Here is an 18,701-nt window from a genome sequence, read left to right on the forward strand (position 1 = left end):
TAGGACGCGGGCGGTGGCGACGGATGTTCGGCCACTTCGAATTGCTCCAGGGTCCGCGGGTCGGTGGGCCGCAGCAGTTTTTCGGCATCTTGCAGGCGACGGTTGTCTTCGTCGTTGACGATGACCAACGTCGCTCCATCGCGAACTCGCTGTTCGTAGTCCTCGCTGACGTCGTGGGCAACGCCCCACTGATGCGTCCCGCGCAGCAGGCTGCCCACCGCCGCGCCAAGCGCCATCCCCACCAATGGGCCGGCGATGATGAACGGGCCGATCAAGGTTCCCGCCGCGATCGGTGCGGCCAACGATCCGCCGATCAACATGCCCAGGCTGGTGTTGCGGTCGTCGATCGGAGAATGCCCGCCGCGGTGCTCGACCAACTCGTGCAGGTGCTCGGCCGCCGGGTCTTCTACACTGGAGACGACCGACACGTGGGCCAAGGTATAGCCGTGTTTCTCCAGAATCTCGAGCGCCGCTTTGGCGTCACTGCTGTTGTCGAACTCCGCAATCAAACATCTCGACATCGCACACCTCCCAGTTTCGGGTCGTGTTTTCTTTTCAGGATTCCACCCTCGTCCTATTTTACGGGCGCACCGCCCCGCAGGCCAATCGCGGCGGCGGCCCGGCGATGCCCATGGTTTTGCCGACGCGCGATACACTAAAGCACGGACCTGCCTTTCGTTCGGCCCTTCCAGCCCCGAGGTCATGCTTTGACTGCTGTGCCTGGTTTTCCGATACCTGCCGCCTGCGGGCAGTCGCAAACGCGTTGCCGGCGAGCGTGTAGCCCTGCGAGTTCTCTCCGCGGCGGCCGTTTGGGGCAGACGCTTCGCCCGCGCCCCGCCCGCGCCGTGGCCGCCGCCGCGGCGGCGCTGATCGCGGTCGCCACCCTGGCCGGTACGGCGGCCGGAGCCAATCTGGGCGAAGCGGAAGCCCTGTATCGAGCGGGCAAGTACGAAGCCTGTCGGGCGGTCGCGGCCGAAGCGGTGGAGGACGGTGTCTGGAACGTGCGTTGGCCGATGCTGCTGATCCGGTGTCAATTGACAACCGGTCGCTATGAGGAGGCGCTGCAAACCTACGAAGCGGCTGCCGAGAAGTTTACATTCAATGCCTTGCCGCTACGCGTGCAGGGCGTCCAGGTCTATCGTATGAACGACCAGACCGAGCGGGCGGAACAAGAAATGGTCCGCATCCGCAGCCTGATCCGTCGCTCGATCGGGCGGTTCATGAGCAAGGACAGCATGATTGCGATCGGTCGCTTTCTGCTCACTCAGGACGAAGACGCGCGAAAGATTCTCGAACTGTTCTTCGACAAGGCCATCGAAGCCGATCCGACGTTTGTCGACGCCCATATCGCCTCGGCGGAACTGGCCCTTGCAAAGAACGACTTCCAGCTGGCCGCCGAAACGCTGGACCGCGCAGTGCGTCTGCAGCAGGACGAGCCCTACCTGTATTACCTGCAAGCTCGAGCGTGGCTGACCTCGGATCGCGCGCGCAGCGAGCAGGCACTGCAGCGGGCCCTCGAGGTCAATCCTCGTCATCCGCCCAGTCTGCTGTTAAAGGCCGAACAGTTGATCGATGGCGAACGTTATGAACAGGCGCGAGAGGTGTTGGCGGACGTCTTCCGCGTCAATGCGCTGGAGCCGCGGGCCTGGGCGCTGCTGGCCGTCATCGCGCACCTCGAAGGCGATCCCGAACTGGAAGCCTTTCTGCGCTCGGTCGCGCTCAGCACCTGGTCGACCAATCCAGAGGTCGACCACTGGATCGGCGAAAAACTCTCGCAGAAGTACCGCTTTGCCGAAGGTGCTGCCTACCAGCGTCGCGCTCTCGCCCTCCGCCCCGACTCCACGGAGTATCGCTTTCAACTGGCTCAGGACCTGTTGCGGTTGGGCGAAGAGCAGGTGGGCTGGGAACTGGTCCAACAGACCCAGCAGGACGATCCCTACAACGTCGTGGCCTATAACCTGATGATCCTGCACGATGCCTTGCAGGATTACCGCATCCTCGAATCCGACGGGATCCTTCTGCGGATGCAGCGACGCGAAGCCGAACTGTATGGCCAGCAAGCGATGGAGTTGCTGCGCGAAGCCAAAGGCGTGCTGTGTGAAAAGTACGCGGTGCAGCCCGACAAGCAGATCATCGTGGAGATCTACCCGCGGCAACAGGACTTTGCGATTCGCACCTTTGGATTGCCTGGTGGCCAAGGCTATCTAGGCGTTTGCTTTGGACGCGTGATCACGGCCAACAGCCCGGCCTCCCAGGGGGCTTCGCCGGCCAACTGGAAATCGGTGCTGTGGCATGAATTCTGCCATGTGGTCACCTTGGAAAAAACCCGCAACCGGATGCCGCGGTGGCTCAGCGAAGGTATCTCGGTGTATGAGGAGCGGCAGCGGGACCCCAGCTGGGGACAGCGGATGTCGCCTCTTTATCGTGAGATGATTCTGCGGGACTCGGGCCGCGAGCTGACGCCGGTCAGCCGTCTGAGCGACGCGTTTCTGCGGCCGGAAAGTTCGTTGCACTTGGATTTTGCCTACTACGAATCGTCCTTGGTCGTCGAGTACTTTGTGGAGCGATTCGGCCGTGACGCCCTGAATCGCTTGCTCGACGACTTGGGAATCGGTATGTCGATCAACGAAGCGCTCGGGCGACACAGCGGATCGGTTGCGGAACTGGACGAGGACTTTGCGGCGTACGCCACCGCGCGAGCCGAAGCGTTCGGCGCGGACGCCGATTGGCAGCGGCCCCCACCGTCCGGATCGTCAACGTCCCCAGACGCAGCGGATGTTCTGGCATCGTCGCCGAAGAATTATTGGGCGCTCAAGGATGCGGCGGCCGCCGCCGTGGCCAGCCGGGACTGGTCGCAGGCCGACGCCCTGCTGGATCGATTGGACGCCCTGCTTGCCGAGGACGCCTCGGACGGCTGCGCCACCGAGCTCCGCGCTCGCGCCGCTGCCGCTCGTGGCCGCACCGACGCGGAACGCAAGCACTTGTTGTGGTTGGCCGAGCGCCGCGACGATGACCTGGCAACCTACGACCGGGCCGCGACCCTGGCCGCCCAGCAAGAGCAGTGGACGCAAGTTCGCGAATTGGCCCAGCAGATCCTGGCCGTCAATCCGCTGGTGCCCGCCGGGCATCGGCATTTGGCTGCCGCCGGCGAGGCGACCGACCGTCCCGAAGACACCGCAGAAGCGCTGGCCGCGCTGGCCCTGCTCGATCCGGTGGACCCGGCCGGTCTGCATTACCGCTGGGCTCGCGCGCTTGCCGAACTGGACCGACCGCGTGCCGCCAAACGCAAGGTCTTGATCGCGCTGGAGTACGCGCCGCGATACCAGCAGGCGTTGCGTTTACTGCTTTCCCTGACCCAGGAGGATCGACCATGAATCGCAAGGTGCTGTGGGCTGCGCTCGTCGTTCCGGTGGTGCTGTTTTCTCTGGTCGCCACGGCCCAACGCTGGCGCTACCGCGGTGATTACCGCCATGTCGGACGCGGCGGGGTGCCGACCTGGGAGATCGATGCGGAGATGCCGGCCGATACGTTTACGTTTGTCCGCATCAAATACGATTCCTACGGCCGCGGCGGCGGCTGGGACACCGACTACCGCGACAGCGACCTGAACTTTTCCCTGCGGCTGCAGCAGTTGACGTCGCTGAAAGTGAACCCCGAACCGATGGTGCTGGAATTAACCGATCCCAGACTGTTCGATTACCCGTTCATCTACCTCGTCGAACCGGGCGGGATGGTGCTGTCCGAACCCGAGGTGCAGGCCCTCCGGCGCTACTGTTTGAACGGCGGGTTCTTGATGGTGGACGATTTCTGGGGCGACCGAGAGTACCGGGATTTGGAACGCAATCTGACCCGCGTCTTTCCCGATCGACAGGCCGAAGAAGTCCCGCTGAGTCACGAGATCTTTCACTGCGTGTACGACCTGAAAGAAAAACCGCAGGTGCCGTCGATCCATGCAGCCAGCCGAGGCGATTTTCATGGCGAGTACCGCCCGGGATCGGACACCAGCCGCGCGATCTACCGATCGATTAATGATGACCAGGGCCGTATCATGGTGTTCATCTGCCATAACACCGACCTGGGCGATGGCTGGGAACGCGAGGGTGAGGATCCGTGGTACTTCGAACAGTACTCCGTAAAGAAGGCCTATCCCATGGGCATCAACATCGTCACCTACGCGATGACTCACTAACCTCGACCCGCTCACCAGCCTCGACCCGCTCACCAGCCTCGACCCGCTCACCAGCCACGACCCGCTCACCAGCCCCGCTTCAACGATGCTCGCCGCCACCGACCTTTGCAAAAGCTACCCCACGCCGGGCGAACCCCTGCACGTGCTTCGCGACGTATCCCTGACGCTCCAGCCCGGCGATTCGCTGGCGATCGTCGGGCCCAGCGGGGCGGGCAAGAGCACGCTGCTGCACATCCTGGGAACGTTGGACGAACCGAGTTCCGGCAAGGTGGAACTAGCCGGCGTCGATCCGTTCCAGTTGTCGGAAACCCAGCTGGCTCGTTTTCGCAACCGCGAGATCGGGTTCATCTTTCAGGATCACCACCTGCTGCCGCAATTGTCGGTGATCGAAAACGTGTTGGTTCCCGCGCTGGCGGCCGGACGCCCGGACGCCGAGACCAAACGCCGCGCGGTGGAATTGCTCCAGCGCGTCGGCTTGGCGAGCCGGCAAACGCATCTTCCGGGCGAGTTGTCCGGGGGCGAGCGCGAACGGGTCGCCGTGGCGCGAGCACTCGTCAATCGGCCGAAATTAATTCTGGCCGACGAGCCGACGGGCAATCTGGATACCCGCACCGCCCAGACGATTACCGAACTACTGCTACGGCTGCAGCAGGAAGAGCAAGCGATTCTGGTGACCGTGACGCACAGCCAGACGCTGGCCGCGGCGATGGCCGACAGGCAGACTCTGATCGACGGTCGCTTGCAAGAAGACTCTCTCCGGGCGTAAGAACCCGACGTTCCCCAAGAGAGGGCAGAGCCGAAGTACCTCCTGCGGCGTGCCTAATTGCTCAGCGGATCGCTCAGGGCTTCTTCGGTAAGGGCCAGATCGGACAGCAGCACCTGGGGCACGCGCCAGTGGAAGGGCCGATCGACTTCCGCCCGCGTCATCCCGCTCCGCAACATTCGGGTGCGGCGATTCCACGATCTTTGCACTTCCTGACAGCGTCGGCGGATTTGTTCCGGGGAAGGATCTTTCTTGCCTGGCAGAAGATTAGGATCCACATTCTCTCGAACCATGACGGGGCACCTGCGTAAAGAGACGGGAGAAGAATCGTCGAAGGGCCGCGAAGTTTGACGGACCGCCGAATTGACCGGCACGGAACGGTCGCAAGCGCTGTGCCGGAGGCTGCCGAGAGGTTGGAGGGTGGAGGGGCGAGGTTTCGGTAAGTCGTTTCAGGGCAGGGGGTTGTGGCTCATTGGGCGGTCTGTGATCGCCGTCTCGACGAGCCGCACCTGCCGGGGGAGCCGCTGTGGCAATTCGCAACACTGCGGCACGGTGCAGTGTTCAATTCCGCCGCACTCGACGCAGCTTGCCAGTCCAGACCAACCGCGTCGTGGTCCCGCTTCCTCGCCTCCACGCTTTCCCGGTGCGCCCCGCTTGAGGGCCGGTTGAATCCCGGTTGGGCTACGGGCCCGGCTATCGAAAACGCCCCTTTGCCGCCTAGAATGCTGGCTTTGATGGTCGCCTGGTCAAACGGTGGCACGAGATCCGCAGCCGGGAGTCGGCATCCTGCACGTATAAAATCGATGACAAAGAAAAAGAAAGCGAAGAACTTGGAATACGTCGAACCCATCGGTGCCCGCGTTCTGGTTCGCAAGGACGAACCCAAACGAGAGACGCGCGGCGGCATCGCCTTGCCCGATGCGGCGGAGATTCCCACGATCACCGGACGGATCGTCAGCATCAGCACGCAGATCGAGAACGACGAGGATGTGCCGCTGCGGCAGTACGACAAGATCCTGTTCCATCCCAAGAGCGCCATCCCGGTCGACTTGGAGCACGACAACCAATTGTTCGTCGTCCCGGTCGAAGACGTCGTCGCGGTCTTCCGCCGAGGACCGACCGGCGAAGAGGTTTAGGGTCGCCGGAGTCGCCTTTCGCGGAGTGAAAGGCGGCGCTGTTTGTTAACTTTCGCGGAGCGAAAGGCGACGGTGTTTAATCACTTTCGCGGAGCGAAAGGCGACGGTGTTTGTTAACTTTCGCGGAGCGAAAGGAGACTCTGTTTAACAACTTTCGCGGAGCGAAAGGAGACACTGTTTAATAACTTTCGCGGAGCGAAAGGCGACTCTGTTTAGAACGGGAACTGCTCATCGAGCGGACTCTCCGACAGCTCGACCAGAAACGGCGCCAGCCGCTCGGCGATCAGCTCCATGACCTGCCGGCCCTTGTCGGCGCTGGCCTCGTGGGGGGTTCCCGAACCGGACTGTTTGGTCAGCAGATGCCAGGGGCGGGTCAGCGAGACCCAGCCTGCGTTGAGGGCGTCGAAGCGAGCGGGCCGGACCGCGCCGTCGTCGGCGTGCAGACTGCCGTCGGACTTGCGGACGACCAGGTCGGGAAAGTACGCCAGGATCAGCGAGGTTTCCATCTCGCCGGCGTGGTCTTCGGGATGCTGAAAAATCTCGTGGTATCGATCGCCGACCATCCGAAACCAATCGCACAGAAACAGATGCGCCGGCGTGTGGCCCGCCATTTCGCGCAGGAAAGGTTTCAGATCGTTGCCGCCGTGGCTGTTCAAAAACAACACCTTGCGGATGCCGCTACCCACGAGCGAATCGACCAAGTCCTTCAGCACCGCAAACACGGTCGTCGGTTGCAGGTTCATCGCCAAGGGCAGCGACCGCATGTTGCTTTCCGTTCCGTAGGGCAGCGTCGGTAGCAACACGACGCGGCCGCCCATCTCGTGCGCGCGGCGACAGACCTCACGGCCGATCACGCCGGCCTCCAGCGTGTCGGTGGCGTAGGGAAGATGCGTGTTGTGCGGCTCGGTGGCGCCCAGCGGCAAGACGGCGACTTCGAATTCGCCCGCCCGCACCTCTTCTAAAGTCGATTCTTCCAACAGCCAAGGACGACGCGACATAGCGGCTCACCAACAACGGGACGGCGACGGTCAACGCTTCGCGGGCGGCGAAGCCGCTCGGACCGTCTGGGGCAGGATGTCTGGAAAGTGTGACAGCATCGGCAAACTGCTACAATAGCCGCCGCTTCCCAAAACGCTTGAGGTATTGCTATGAACCGTTTGATGTCCCTTGTTGTGATCCTGACGTGGCTGCCGGCTTGGAGCCGAGCGGAGGAACCCGCGCTGCAACTGCAACTGCAACTGCGCTCGCAACACCAGCTTGCCGCCGACCAGATTGTGGGCGGGATGCCGTATCGCTTCACCTCTGACCGCCGGCCGCGACTGGCCATCCTGATCGGAGAATCCGAGTACGAAACGGAAACCACGCTGCCGGCCTTCGCTCGGCAGCACCTGGGCCGCGACTATCAGGTGGACATCATCCACGCCGACAAAGAGAACGGCAATCATTTTCCGGGGCTGGAACGCATCGCCGAGGCGGACCTGTTGTTGGTTTCGGTGCGTCGGCGACCGCTTCGTCCCGACCAACTGCAGCAGGTTCGTGATTTCGTCGCCAGCGGCAAACCCGTCTTGGGGATCCGTACGGCCAACCACGCCTTTACGCTTCGCAACAAACCGGCGCCGGAAGGCTACGAGAATTGGCCGGAGTGGGACCGCGAGGTCTTTGGTGGCAGTTACACCAACCACTACGGCAACCGCCTGACAGCGACGATCCGCACCAGTCTCGGAGCCACCTCACACCCGATCCTCGCCCGCATCCAGCCCACGCCATTTGCCGCCGGCGGATCGCTGTACCGCGTCGCACCGCTGGCCGCAGGAGCGACCAAATTGATGCAGGGCGAGGTCACCGGCCATCCGCCCGAACCGGTCGCCTGGACATTCCGCCGGGCCGATGGCGGGGTCTCCTTTTACACGTCGCTGGGCCACCGCGATGAATTCGATCATCCGGCTTTCCAGAAACTTCTGAACAACGCGATCGACTGGGCCGCCGCCCAGGTACCCGACGCCTGAGCGACGTATCCTGATTATCGAAATCGTTTGCTCCCCTCTCCCCCAAATCCTGGCGAGCCTAAGCGAGTCAGGATTTGGGAGAGAGGGGCCGGGGGTGAGGGGAGTAAACGTTCGTAAAGATCGAATCCGTTCCACCGACAAACGCCAGCCGATGCAATTTAGGCCGATTGCTCCGCTTGGCTGAGCGCCTGGATCTCGGCGTTGGCCGTGGCCAGCGAGCGGGCGGCCATGGCGAAATTGGTGTGCCCGCTGACCTCGGGCTGAATCTCCACGAACAACTCGGTGGCTCGCTGCAGACGACGCCGCTTTTTCTTCAGCATCTTGAGATAGGCCGCCGCGTCGCCCGCGGCCGAGGCCGGGCCGACGGCCAACAGCACGTCGTACAGGTCGCGGACCACCGACTGCAGTTCCTCGTCGTCCTCGACTTCGTCGCAGTGTTTCAGGAACGTCCGGACCATCCACACGTGACTCATCAACGCGTCCAGACGTTGCATTGGCTCGGGCGTTTGCTCGGTCATGACTCGTGCGGCGGCGTCTCGTCCATCGACGTGACCGGGACGGATGCATCGGCGGAAGGCTGGGATACCGGTGCGGCGGACTTGGCGGGAGGCGCGGGATGCGGGGTGTGGTAGGCCGTCAAGCAGATTCCGACCGCCACCAGAGCCATGCCCACCCACATCAAGGGGTTGATGGCGTGGCCGCTATGGCTGAGGTAGGCGGCGATCGCGTTGACCGTGACCGCTCCGCCGAACACGATCGGCATCACATAGGACGGTTTGCCGCCGGCCTTGGTCAAGGCAAAGGTCAATCCCAACGCTCCCAACGCGCCCAGGCAGCCGGCCAAAAAGCCCCACTTCATCGCCGGGGTGTACTTGCCGCTGTAGTCGAAGTTGTCGTTGAACGCAAACTTCATCATCAACGCGCCGCCGACGATGGCGATCACCAGGTAGGCGATGCCGATGAACAGGTAGGGCTTGAACGGTCCCCACTCACGCTCTGGCGAACGGGCGTTCGAGAGGGTGGGGCCATACAGTCCCCAGCACAGAGCGACCACAAGAGCGCAAAACACGGCGAACCATTTCATCCAAGATCTCCACTCGAGCAGAGGTGCAAATACGGTTGATACGTGGCATCCCGCCGGCGACTTGCGGAGGTACTGGCCAACAGGCCGCTGCCACTTCGGCCTCGACAAACTAACAGCCGAAGTTCATCTCTGCCAGCACACCGGCCGCCCAGTGTTCGGGCCCCCAGCACACGGGCCGCCCAGCGTTAGGGCCGCTTGCGTTGGTCCAGCCGTTCGCCCATCGGCGTGCGCATCGGCAGGTTCAGTCCGCCGCTGGCCTCCAGTTCGGCAAATAACTGCGAGCGCAGCTGCGCGATCTGCTCCTGATAGGCCGGCACGTCGATCAGGTTATGGCGTTCGATCGGGTCGGTCTGCAGGTCGTAGAAGCTGTCTCGATCCCAGGCGCCGTGGTAGTACACGTACTTGTACCGATCGGTGCGGATGGCCAGGGTTGTCGGTGTGGCGGGAAAGTTCCATTCCCAGTGGTATTCGTACAGGATGTGATCCCGCCACGGCGGTTGGATGTTTGATTCGGCCTGCCACAGCGGCTGCATTGAACGGCCATCAAACTGCATCGCCTCGGTGATCGGCACGCCGCACAGATCCAGCACCGTGGGCGCGATATCGATGTTTTGCACCAACTGGTCGATCTTGGTCCCCGGCCGAATACGTCCCGGCGCCATGGCCAGCATCGGCACACGGATCGACGTTTCGAACGCATCTCGCTTGTCGTAGAAACCGTGCTCGCCGAGATGAAAGCCGTTGTCGCCCATGTAGATCACGATCGTATTGTCGAGCATCTGGTCCGACTCCAGGGCCTCCAGCACCCGTCCGATGTTCTCGTCCAGGCCGTGCACGGTCTCGCAGTAGCGGTGGTACAGGTCGTCGAAATCCGGCACCGGATCCTTGTCGAACGCGCCGGTTTCCATGTGATCGATGCCGTGGATGCTGTAGCGTCGATCCAGAACCCAGCGGGGCTGCGTGCGGTAGTTGCGTTCGGTGTTGGCCATCGTCTCGGGGTAATCGATCGCCTCGTCTTCATACCGCAGTCGGTGCCGAGGGGCTGGTTCGAAGGGGTAGTGCACGGCTTTGTAGGACAGGTACAGCATGAACGGCTCGGCGGCGTCCTGCTGCTGCGCCAGCCAGTCCAAGGCGACGTCGGTCAACACGTCGGTCGTGTACCCTTTGAACGCCTGCCGTCGGCCATTGATATTCAGCGTGGGGTCCTGGTACACGCCCTGGCCGGGAAAACTCGCCCAGTGATCGAAGCCCGGTCGCGGCGCGTCGTCGTCGTGGCCCATGTGCCACTTGCCGACAAAGCCCGTGCGGTAGCCGGCGGCCTGCAGGTGTTGCGGGAAGAACTGGGTGCCCTCCGGAACCGCGCGCTGGTTGTCCACCACGCGGTGATTGTGCATGTAACGTCCGGTCAGAATCGAAGCTCGACTGGGCGAGCACAGACTGGTCGATACAAAGGCGTTACGAAAATGAGCCCCCTCGCGTGCGATCCGGTCCATATTGGGCGTGGTCAAGAAATCGGGACAGGATTCCACACAGCTCATGAAGTCGTAGCGGTGGTCATCGCTCAAGATAAACACCACGTTCGGTCGCTCGGCGCGCACGGTGCCAGCGCAGGCGAGCATTGCCGTCAGCAGGGGAATCAGCCAGAAGGAGGGACGCATAGCGAGAATCCGAGAGGAACGGGGAAGACGTGAAATGCGAACGATACGGGAACCGATTGTCCGGTGCCGCAAGTTTAATTCAACCGCCCGGGAGATGTTATTGGACAGGCCGACAAGTCACCGCGTTCCCGGCGAGACGTCGCGGGCGACGGCGAAGATGCGATTCTCTTCGCGAACCGCTTTGGCATTCCATTCCAGCGGCAGGAACTGTCCGGTGGAAGTGCGGTAGCGGTTGCGAAAGCGAACCACGGGCTGCCCCTGAATCAGCAACTGCATCTGGTCCGCCGTGCGCTCTCGGTCCTCGGGGTGAACGAAATCGATGAACGGCTGGTTCAGCAGTTGGTTCCGGGGGTAGCCCAAGAGGCGGGGGAAATTCGCATTCACCCAGTGAAAGTAACCTTCGAAATCGGCGATGCAGAACAGGTCGAAGGACATGTCACAGAAGCGGTTCAGGTCGTTTTCAGCCCGCTGCAGGGCCGCTTCCTGATAACGGAAAACCTCGGCGGCAACCTCCCCCGCGTGCTCGGGGCGGTCGTTGGGGTCGCGGGCCAGGCAGCGTTTCGCCAGCCGTACCAACGCTCGATCGGTGTCGCTCTGTTCCAGCCCGATCAGGGTGTCGGACATCGAACCGCGAACGACGCGGGCGTACATCTTCTGCGTGCTGCTGCCGCGATACGGGGCGTGTCCCAGCAGGATTTCGCAAAGGATCGCGCCAAGGCCGAACACGTCGGCACGCGAGTCCAGTCGATCGCCGCGAGCTTGTTCCGGCGACATGTACGGCAACGTGCCCAGAACCTGCGAGCCGGAGCGGCGGAGGGCTTGGCGATCAAACCACCGCGCAAACGTATCGATGCTCTGGTCTTCAAAGCGTGCCAGTCCCCAGTCGGTGACGTGCACCTCGCCAAAGGCGCCGACCATGATGTTGCTGGGCTTGAGGTCCAGGTGGATCAGGCCTCTGGAGTGGACAAAGGCCATCGTCTGGCAGATGTCCGAAAAAATGCTCAACAGTTCCGCCGACGTCGGGTGCCCGCGATGCAGGGTGTCCGCGAGCGTCGTCCCCAGGATCAATTTCATGACGTGGTAGGGGCGCCCGTCGACGCACCGGCCACATTCGTAGATGGGGGGCACGCCGGGGTGCGACAAAAAGGCCATCACCCGTGCTTCGTTGGCAAAGCGACGAACCACCTGTGGCGCATCTGCGAATCGTTTGTTAAGGATTTTGATGGCGACTTCGCGGGGCAACTGCCGGTCGCTGGCCACATAGATCACCCCCATGCCGCCCCGAGAAATCTCCTGGCAAAGGGCGTAGCGGTCGTTGTCCAGTTCCGGAGAATCGTATTGGAAGTCGTCGTCCTCCGGGGCGGCATCCAGATCGACCGTGGGCGGGCAGATCGATGCGTCGTCGTCCTCGGACGGATCACGGTCCTCGGACGGATCACGGCTATCCATTGGGTTCTCCCCATTGGGGGCAGGTCGTGGGTCTGTGGGGTGATTTTATCACAGCGTGAACGCCAATCGAGAAAAGCGTTGCGAAGTGAGAAAAAAACGACTTGCCAGCGCCGCGCGAACCCGCCCCGTTTACCGGTGCACCAACCGGCGGCGAGCGTGCGGTAAAGGAAGGTAATCTACCGCTAGGTGCCGCTGTCACGGGGCGTAGGAAGTATCCGTGCCGCTAGACGGACCGTCCTGTCCTTGACAATGCGTTGACCAGGACCGGCTGCAAAGTATAGTTCAGGGCCCACCGAACTCCGCTTTCTTGCACGTTTGCTCCCGTTATGCTGAATTTCTTTCGCCAACAATCCGGCTCGATCAAGAACGATTTGCTGTCCGGGCTGACCGTGGCGTTGGCACTGGTTCCCGAAGCGATTGCGTTTGCGTTTGTCGCCGGCGTCTCGCCGCTGATCGGCCTGTACTCGGCGTTTTTCATCGGTTTGATCACCGCGGCGATTGGCGGCCGACCCGGGATGATTTCCGGAGCCACCGGAGCGATGGCCGTGGTGGTGGTGGGACTGGTTCATATCCACGGCGTCGAATACCTGTTTCCGACGGTGATTCTGTGTGGCTTGCTGCAGGTGTTGATCGGGGTAGGGCGACTGGGCAAGCTGATCCGCATGGTCCCGCATCCGGTGATGTTGGGATTCGTCAATGGATTGGCGATTGTAATCGGATTGGCCCAACTGGGCAGCTTCAAAACGCTCTCGGCCACCGGCAATTTGGAATACCTCAGCGGTACTTCGCTGGCTCTGATGTTGACGCTGGTGGCGGTCACGATGGCCATCATTTGGTTGTTGCCGAAATTGACCACCGCCGTCCCGGCATCGTTGGTCGCGATCCTCACGATCACGATGGTGGCCGTCGCGATCAACCGCAGTGTCGCCACCGAAGACGGCCACAATGTGCTGGCCACCGTGGGCGACATGCTGCACACCAATTCGCAGGCCTCCGAGATCGCTGAGGTGCGCAGCCGGCACCTCGCCAACGGCCAAGCGACGGTATCGGCCGACGGCGAAGCGACGGTATCGTTGGTCAGCAACACGGCCGCGCAAAGCACCTCCGCAGAACCCAAGAGCGGCGCTCCGGTCGTCGGTCCGGTACCGGCCAAGACGCTGCCCGAAGTGCGCGACATCCTGCAGCGCGACACCGCGTCGGAAGCCGGGATCAGTGGCGGTTTGCCCAAGCCGTTTTTCCTGGAATACGACATGGCGCCGATGAACTGGGAAACGCTGCGAATTATTTTTCCCTTTGCCATCGTGCTGTGTGGCGTCGGCCTGATCGAATCGCTGATGACGCTGACGCTGATCGATGAAATCACCGAAACCCGCGGTCAGGGCAATCGCGAGTGCATCGGACAGGGCACGGCCAACGTGGTCTGCGGCCTGTTCGGCGGCATGGGCGGATGCGCCATGATCGGCCAATCGCTGATCAACGTGAACTCCGGCGGGCGCGGTCGCTTGTCGGGGATCACCGCAGCGGTCAGCCTGTTGGTGTTCATCCTGTTTCTCGGTAAATACATCGCCCAGATTCCCATGGCCGCTCTGGTGGGCGTGATGTTCATGGTCGTCATCGGGACGTTTGAATGGGCGTCGCTGAAGATGTTTCGCCGCATGCCCCGCAGTGACGTCTTTGTGATGGTCTTGGTGGCCGGTTATACGGTCGTGATGCACGACCTGGCCTCGGCCGTGATCTTGGGCGTCGTCGTATCGGCCCTGGTCTTTGCTTGGCAGCACGCCACTCACATGGGCGCGGACGTCAAGTTCAACGAATTTGGCAGCAAGATCTACCAGTTGCACGGACCCCTGTTCTTCGCGTCGGTGTCCAGTTTCAAGGACATGTTCGACGTGAACGAAGATCCCGACGACGTGGTGATCGACTTCTATTACAGCCGCGTCTACGACCAGTCGGGATTGGAAGCGATCAGCACGCTGGCCGAAAAATACCAAGCCGCCGGCAAGCGTTTGCACCTGACCCACCTGAGTCCCGAGTGTCGAACGTTGCTCGATAAAGCGGGCGACTTGGTCGAAGTGAATCTGTCGGAAGATCCGCAGTACCACATCGCGACCGACCGCTTGGCTTAAGCCGCGAGGGCCGCAGGGCGTCGTTGTTCTACAGCCCGACCGTCTTGCGCCAGGTCTGGGCCATCAGGGCGTGACCGGCCAGCGAGGGATGCACGCCATCGCCAGCCCAGTAGGCCGGTTTCTGCTGCTTGACCGCCGCGTCGAACATCTGTTGGAACGGCACCAGCGTCAAATCAAATTGCTCGGCCACGCGCACGGCGGCTTGGCGACGCTGGTCGAACTCGGGAAACCATTCGTCGGTGACTGCACCGGTGCGCAGAACGAAAGGCTCGCAGATCACGATTCGCGTCTCGGGCAACGCCTTCTGCGTGCGCTCGATCAGTTCGCTAAAGCCGGTTTCGTAGGATTCGACCGTCCCGTCGTAACGCCCGCCCAGCTTGTGCCACAGATCGTTCACACCGATCAGGATACTCAGCACATCGGGTTTCAGATCGATCGTGTCCTGTTGCCAGCGGGCATCCAGGTCGGGAACCTTGTTGCCGCTGATCCCGCGGTTATAGATCTTCAGTTCCGCCGACGGATGATCGGCCAGCATCCCCGCGGCGGCCAGCATCGCGTAACCACGCCCCAGGGCGGACGGATCGTTGGCGGCGCCGCGTTTGCGATCGCGGTGCGCGTCGGTGATCGAATCGCCTTGAAACAGAATCACTTCCACGCCGTCGGCTTTCGCGTCGCGATGCTGGGCTGCCGGTTCCGCGGCATAGGCGTTCTGGGAGAGCGCCGCCGCAGCGGATAGAGCCAGGGACTGTTTGAGGGCTAGACGACGATTGATCGCGGGCATTCGTGGCTCCGGAAGCATGAACATAGAGGGAATGTCAAAGAAACGTTCCTTCTATTCTGCTTGCTCGGCGCCGGCCGTTCAACGTCGCATCAGTATCCGTAGTGATGACCGTAACGGTGGCCGTAATGCGGGCCATAGTGCAAGTCAAAATGACCGGGCATGTAATGGTAGTGTCCGCGGTGGGGGACCAAGGACGGCGGATGATAATCCAAATGGGGGCGGGCGTAGTGATGGCCGCGGTAGTAGGAGTGGTACCCGGGGTTGTAGACGCGGTAACGGAACGTCGAAATGCCGTGGTTGTGATGATGGTGATGGTGGTGACCGTACCCACCCACTCCGATGTGGAACCGGAAACCATCGGCTTTTGCCTGCGAGGTATCGACACTCATCAGGGCGACCGCCAATACCGGAAGGCCGACCCATTTCAATATACGTAACATCGTTCTTGCTCCTGGCAACATGGCATGTGGCTCGCAGGGATACCTGCAACCTTCAACCCAATGCACAATCTGGGCCAAATCTGCATTGCTGTCCATTTCCTTGCCGGTCACAACCCGCCTTGGCTGCGGAAAACCTGCGGAAAACCAGCGGAAAACCTGCAGAACCCCCCGGAAATCCAATTCAAGCGAAGGTCGCAGGCTGCGGGACCGCCCGCCGGTGCGACCCGCCACTGTCGCCGTTTCGACTACAAGCCTGTCGTCCTTTTGATGACTTCTTTCCCGTCCGGTTGCGGTCGGTGTGATGCGAGACGCCGCGTTGTTCTCAGCGTCCCGCATCGATCCAGTCGCGCAGCCAAACCGGCAATGGGCACTCGAGCAGGCTGGTCCACAACCTCGCTGCGTCCGGCGCTGCGGTGGGGACGACCAAGATGCCGGGTTCGGCGCCCGGATGCAGGTGGCCGACGTCCTCGTGCCCCAGCGCTTGGGCTCCCCACAAGGAGCCCATCGTTAGCGCCGTTTCGATGCTCACCTCGGGAAAGTGCGAGGCGACGTGACGAATTTCGTTCCAGAGAATGAGATCGGGATTGCTGCTGCGGGAATCGGTGCCCAGCGCAACGCGCACCCCCGCCTCGAGGCAGCGCTCCAGCGGATACCGTTGGTGGTCGAAGTACCGGTGGGTTCGCGGGCAATAGACCAGCGACATGTGTGGATTGCCAGCCAGAAAACCGATCTGCTCGGTGGTCAAGTAATTGCCGTGCACCACCAAACACCGTGGGGCCTCACTCAGCCGCCGGAGCAGGCCGTCGATCCCGTCGGCCAGCGGGAACATCTCCTCTTGCCACACGCCCAGGGACTCCAGTGCATCGCGAAATGGACCGCTGCCTCGCTGGACCAGTTCCAGCTCTTCGCGGCTCTCCGCAACGTGCATCGCCAGGGGCATTCGCTGGCGACGGGCCGCTTGGATGCATCGCCGGATCAGCTGCGGACTGGTCGAGTAGGGAGCGTGCGGGCTGATGCCGAGGTGGAGTCCCTGCGGCGAGGCGTCCAGCCACTCGCTGGCCAAGGCGAAGGTTTCCTCAGCCCGCTCTGGAAGTAGCCCCAGCGTCTCGACCATCGCCAACAAACGCAGCGGCGTAGGCGGCGTCTGCCGGAGGTAGGGCTGCGTGGCAATGTCAGCGACCAGACGCACGCCGCTCCGGTGCGACTGGGCGCAACCGTCCAGCACGATCCGCTGGCGAGCCTCCGCCGCGGCCGATGGATCGGCCCACGCGCCGCGGCGATACCGGACGACGGCGGAAATCCAGTCGGGCAAGCGGTTGCCGGGGCGGCCCAGCGGTGTGGTCAGGTCGGAGAATTCGAGGTGGGTGTGCGCGTTGACCAAGCCCGGCATCAAGGCCACGTCGCCAAGGTCGAGACAGTCTGCCGGCGGCGAGGACGTTTCCAGTTGCACGATGCGGCCGGCCTTTACGCGGATCCAGCCGCCGGCGATGGGCGGTGAGGCAACCGGAACGATCCAGCGGGCTGCGAAGGAACCGGTCAGTTGATGGGATGTGAACGCATCGAGCGGGTAGGACATGGCGGTTTTGAAAACGTGGTCGGCCGGCGGCGCTTGAGGCGTCTGAGACGCTTGGGCGTTTGAGGCGCTTGGACGTTTGAGGCGGAAGGTAGGTCCAGTGGCGCCGGGGTATACTTGTCCGCATGAGTGATCGATCCCCCGAGCTGCCGCGCGAACGGTTGCCGCACGCCTTCTATCAACGCAGCCCCCGCCGCGTCGCTCGCGATCTATTGGGCATGGCTCTCGTGCATCGTGGCGAAGACGGTGTGTGCTCGGGCGGCTGGATCGTAGAAACCGAAGCCTATCTCAGCCAGCGGGATCCGGCCAGCCACAGCCATCGCGGTAGAACGCGTCGCAATCAATCGATGTTCGCCGCAGCCGGAACGTTGTACGTCTACAGCATCCACGCCAAGGCCTGCTTGAACGTGGTGACCGAAACGACCGGCCGCGGCAGCGCCGTTCTCATTCGCGGATTACAACCCGTCTGGGGCGTCGACGCCATGCAGCAGCGACGCGGTTGGCCGCACGCGGATGTTCGCCTAAGTGGCGGTCCGGCGCGGCTGTGCCAAGCCTTGGCGATCACGACGGCGGACGATGGCCGGGACCTGGTGACCAACAGCGACCTGTGGATTGCCCGGCCGCAGGTGCCGCACCGGTTTAGAATAAAGACGGGCCCACGAATCGGTATCTCCTCGGCGACGCGGTTGCCACTGCGATATTTTGTCGACGGCAACACGTTCGTCAGCGGTCGCCGCGGCGATCATTCGCAGCCGGCTACCGGGTGGTTATGACCACGTTATGCGAAGAGGGGGGCGTGGGAATTCTATTGACTATGGATAGAGATCCTATTAATTGTGGATATCGGGAATTCCGTTTTCACGGTTATCCGAACGAGAGGTGAGGCGATGTCTGATTCACCGGCGAGAGAAACTTCGCCACTGGAACGCTTCTTCGCGGGCTTGAATGAATACATTTTTCACGGCCGCATGGGAGTCGTGGATGTCCAACTGGTCGACTATCTCAGCGACCTGCTGCTGCGGTTTGTGCGTACCGACGCCTTGGTGCGGGTGCGGCGTAACACCGGCCAACCGGTGACCGAAGTCGTGCAGATGTTGCTGGAGGCAGAAAAGCGAGTCGGCTTGGCCCGGCGGGATGTTCATCGTCATATCGGCGACGTTGCCTTGTTCTGGTCGGGCATGTTTCCGGAGAGCCTCCAGCGGCGTTCGGCGGACCAGTCAATCGATGGGTTTTTCAGCTACTATGATCAAGGCAAACGCGCCTATGCCATCGCCGCCGACATCGAAGGTGACGAAAGCCGTCCGACCAGCGAGTTGTTGCAGCGTTTGAGTGAGCAATTTGAAATGTGTGCCTACGGACTCCGCGAGGTGCGGAAGGAGTGGGAGCAGCAGGCCGACGGAGAGGGGGGATTGCTGCTATCCTAAGCACGTCGCAACACTTCATTCGGCTTTACTCTCCCTCTGGGAGAGTCGGGCTCTTAGGCCCGGAGAGGGTTT

At 62.3% G+C, this 18,701-nt stretch carries 18 protein-coding genes; 8 read left to right on the forward strand and 10 right to left on the reverse strand.

Annotation, left to right across the window (positions count from 1 at the left end; genetic code table 11):
• On the reverse strand, positions 1-521 hold a 521-nt coding region (locus tag GE027_RS21255), incomplete at its 3' end, for a DUF1269 domain-containing protein (protein ID WP_162006860.1).
• Between the two features lie 288 nt (positions 522-809).
• Here GE027_RS21255 and GE027_RS21260 point away from each other — a divergent pair.
• From GE027_RS21260 to GE027_RS21270, 3 genes are all read left to right on the forward strand, one after another.
• Positions 810-3,374 (forward strand): tetratricopeptide repeat protein, encoded by a 2,565-nt coding sequence (locus tag GE027_RS21260; protein ID WP_237607708.1) that lies wholly within the window; start codon positions 810-812, stop codon positions 3,372-3,374.
• Positions 3,371-4,189, forward strand: a complete 819-nt coding sequence (locus tag GE027_RS21265; RefSeq protein ID WP_153559242.1) for a DUF4159 domain-containing protein — start codon at positions 3,371-3,373, stop codon at positions 4,187-4,189. The genes GE027_RS21260 and GE027_RS21265 overlap by 4 nt, the downstream gene beginning before the upstream one ends.
• An 85-nt stretch (positions 4,190-4,274) precedes the next feature.
• Entirely contained in the window at positions 4,275-4,955 is a 681-nt protein-coding gene (locus tag GE027_RS21270) for an ABC transporter ATP-binding protein (RefSeq protein ID WP_153559243.1), read from the forward strand.
• 53 nt (positions 4,956-5,008) lie between these two features.
• Here GE027_RS21270 and GE027_RS21275 read toward each other — a convergent pair whose 3' ends face one another.
• On the reverse strand, positions 5,009-5,245 hold the full coding sequence (locus GE027_RS21275) for a hypothetical protein (protein ID WP_153559244.1): 237 nt from the start codon (positions 5,243-5,245) through the stop codon (positions 5,009-5,011).
• A 510-nt stretch (positions 5,246-5,755) separates the two neighbouring features.
• On the opposite strand from GE027_RS21275, the gene GE027_RS21280 reads away from it, so the two are divergent.
• On the forward strand, positions 5,756-6,088 hold the full coding sequence (locus GE027_RS21280; RefSeq protein WP_153559245.1) for a co-chaperone GroES: 333 nt from the start codon (positions 5,756-5,758) through the stop codon (positions 6,086-6,088).
• Positions 6,089-6,300: 212 nt separating this feature from the next.
• On the opposite strand, the gene GE027_RS21285 is transcribed toward GE027_RS21280, so the two are convergent.
• Positions 6,301-7,086 carry a creatininase family protein gene (locus GE027_RS21285; protein WP_153559246.1) on the reverse strand — a complete coding sequence of 262 codons (786 nt, stop codon included), beginning with the start codon at positions 7,084-7,086 and terminating at the stop codon, positions 6,301-6,303.
• 162 nt (positions 7,087-7,248) lie between these two features.
• Between GE027_RS21285 and GE027_RS21290 the strand changes: the two genes are divergently transcribed.
• The gene (locus GE027_RS21290; protein WP_162006861.1) at positions 7,249-8,094 is read left to right on the forward strand and encodes a ThuA domain-containing protein; all 846 of its coding nucleotides are present in this window, start codon (positions 7,249-7,251) and stop codon (positions 8,092-8,094) included.
• 158 nt (positions 8,095-8,252) lie between these two features.
• Here GE027_RS21290 and GE027_RS21295 read toward each other — a convergent pair whose 3' ends face one another.
• The 4 genes from GE027_RS21295 to GE027_RS21310 all read right to left on the reverse strand — a co-directional run bounded on the left by GE027_RS21295 (position 8,253) and on the right by GE027_RS21310 (position 12,285).
• Positions 8,253-8,612, reverse strand: coding sequence for an amidohydrolase (locus GE027_RS21295; RefSeq protein WP_153559248.1), 360 nt, complete (start codon positions 8,610-8,612; stop codon positions 8,253-8,255).
• Complete coding sequence (locus GE027_RS21300; RefSeq protein WP_153559249.1) at positions 8,609-9,178, reverse strand: hypothetical protein; 570 nt, start codon at positions 9,176-9,178, stop codon at positions 8,609-8,611. Before GE027_RS21300 ends, GE027_RS21295 begins: the two co-directional genes overlap by 4 nt.
• 185 nt (positions 9,179-9,363) lie before the next feature.
• Positions 9,364-10,836 carry a sulfatase family protein gene (locus GE027_RS21305; protein WP_153559250.1) on the reverse strand — a complete coding sequence of 491 codons (1,473 nt, stop codon included), beginning with the start codon at positions 10,834-10,836 and terminating at the stop codon, positions 9,364-9,366.
• A 117-nt stretch (positions 10,837-10,953) separates the two neighbouring features.
• On the reverse strand, positions 10,954-12,285 hold the full coding sequence (locus tag GE027_RS21310; RefSeq protein ID WP_153559251.1) for a protein kinase domain-containing protein: 1,332 nt from the start codon (positions 12,283-12,285) through the stop codon (positions 10,954-10,956).
• Between the two features lie 326 nt (positions 12,286-12,611).
• On the opposite strand from GE027_RS21310, the gene GE027_RS21315 reads away from it, so the two are divergent.
• Positions 12,612-14,411 carry a SulP family inorganic anion transporter gene (locus GE027_RS21315; protein WP_153559252.1) on the forward strand — a complete coding sequence of 600 codons (1,800 nt, stop codon included), beginning with the start codon at positions 12,612-12,614 and terminating at the stop codon, positions 14,409-14,411.
• Between the two features lie 28 nt (positions 14,412-14,439).
• On the opposite strand, the gene GE027_RS21320 is transcribed toward GE027_RS21315, so the two are convergent.
• The 3 genes from GE027_RS21320 to GE027_RS21330 form a co-directional block, all read right to left on the reverse strand.
• A complete protein-coding gene (locus tag GE027_RS21320; RefSeq protein WP_237607709.1) occupies positions 14,440-15,216 on the reverse strand; it encodes an SGNH/GDSL hydrolase family protein in 777 nt (258 codons plus the stop codon).
• Between the two features lie 65 nt (positions 15,217-15,281).
• A complete protein-coding gene (locus GE027_RS21325) occupies positions 15,282-15,632 on the reverse strand; it encodes a hypothetical protein (RefSeq protein ID WP_153559254.1) in 351 nt (116 codons plus the stop codon).
• A 322-nt stretch (positions 15,633-15,954) separates the two neighbouring features.
• Positions 15,955-17,208 carry an amidohydrolase family protein gene (locus tag GE027_RS21330; RefSeq protein WP_153559255.1) on the reverse strand — a complete coding sequence of 418 codons (1,254 nt, stop codon included), beginning with the start codon at positions 17,206-17,208 and terminating at the stop codon, positions 15,955-15,957.
• A gap of 122 nt (positions 17,209-17,330) precedes the next feature.
• Here GE027_RS21330 and GE027_RS21335 point away from each other — a divergent pair, with 122 nt between their 5' ends.
• Together GE027_RS21335 and GE027_RS21340 are read left to right on the forward strand one after the other, a co-directional pair.
• A complete protein-coding gene (locus tag GE027_RS21335) occupies positions 17,331-17,978 on the forward strand; it encodes a DNA-3-methyladenine glycosylase (protein ID WP_237607710.1) in 648 nt (215 codons plus the stop codon).
• A 114-nt stretch (positions 17,979-18,092) separates the two neighbouring features.
• A complete protein-coding gene (locus tag GE027_RS21340) occupies positions 18,093-18,629 on the forward strand; it encodes a hypothetical protein (protein ID WP_153559256.1) in 537 nt (178 codons plus the stop codon).
• The last annotated feature ends 72 nt before the right edge of the window (positions 18,630-18,701 follow it).

The organism is Roseimaritima sediminicola (assembly GCF_009618275.1).
GTDB lineage: Bacteria > Planctomycetota > Planctomycetia > Pirellulales > Pirellulaceae > Roseimaritima > Roseimaritima sediminicola.

Coding starts and splice junctions, on each gene's coding strand:
- GE027_RS21295 (WP_153559248.1), bottom strand. CDS start 8,612: ATGACCGAGCAAACGCCCGAGCCAATGCAACGTCTGGACGCGTTGATG.
- GE027_RS21320 (WP_237607709.1), bottom strand. CDS start 15,216: ATGTTCATGCTTCCGGAGCCACGAATGCCCGCGATCAATCGTCGTCTA.
- GE027_RS21285 (WP_153559246.1), bottom strand. CDS start 7,086: ATGTCGCGTCGTCCTTGGCTGTTGGAAGAATCGACTTTAGAAGAGGTG.
- GE027_RS21280 (WP_153559245.1), top strand. CDS start 5,756: ATGACAAAGAAAAAGAAAGCGAAGAACTTGGAATACGTCGAACCCATC.
- GE027_RS21270 (WP_153559243.1), top strand. CDS start 4,275: ATGCTCGCCGCCACCGACCTTTGCAAAAGCTACCCCACGCCGGGCGAA.
- GE027_RS21310 (WP_153559251.1), bottom strand. CDS start 12,285: ATGGATAGCCGTGATCCGTCCGAGGACCGTGATCCGTCCGAGGACGAC.
- GE027_RS21335 (WP_237607710.1), top strand. CDS start 17,331: ATGAGTGATCGATCCCCCGAGCTGCCGCGCGAACGGTTGCCGCACGCC.
- GE027_RS21300 (WP_153559249.1), bottom strand. CDS start 9,178: ATGAAATGGTTCGCCGTGTTTTGCGCTCTTGTGGTCGCTCTGTGCTGG.
- GE027_RS21265 (WP_153559242.1), top strand. CDS start 3,371: ATGAATCGCAAGGTGCTGTGGGCTGCGCTCGTCGTTCCGGTGGTGCTG.
- GE027_RS21275 (WP_153559244.1), bottom strand. CDS start 5,245: ATGGTTCGAGAGAATGTGGATCCTAATCTTCTGCCAGGCAAGAAAGAT.
- GE027_RS21290 (WP_162006861.1), top strand. CDS start 7,249: ATGTCCCTTGTTGTGATCCTGACGTGGCTGCCGGCTTGGAGCCGAGCG.
- GE027_RS21340 (WP_153559256.1), top strand. CDS start 18,093: ATGTCTGATTCACCGGCGAGAGAAACTTCGCCACTGGAACGCTTCTTC.
- GE027_RS21305 (WP_153559250.1), bottom strand. CDS start 10,836: ATGCGTCCCTCCTTCTGGCTGATTCCCCTGCTGACGGCAATGCTCGCC.
- GE027_RS21325 (WP_153559254.1), bottom strand. CDS start 15,632: ATGTTACGTATATTGAAATGGGTCGGCCTTCCGGTATTGGCGGTCGCC.
- GE027_RS21315 (WP_153559252.1), top strand. CDS start 12,612: ATGCTGAATTTCTTTCGCCAACAATCCGGCTCGATCAAGAACGATTTG.
- GE027_RS21330 (WP_153559255.1), bottom strand. CDS start 17,208: ATGTCCTACCCGCTCGATGCGTTCACATCCCATCAACTGACCGGTTCC.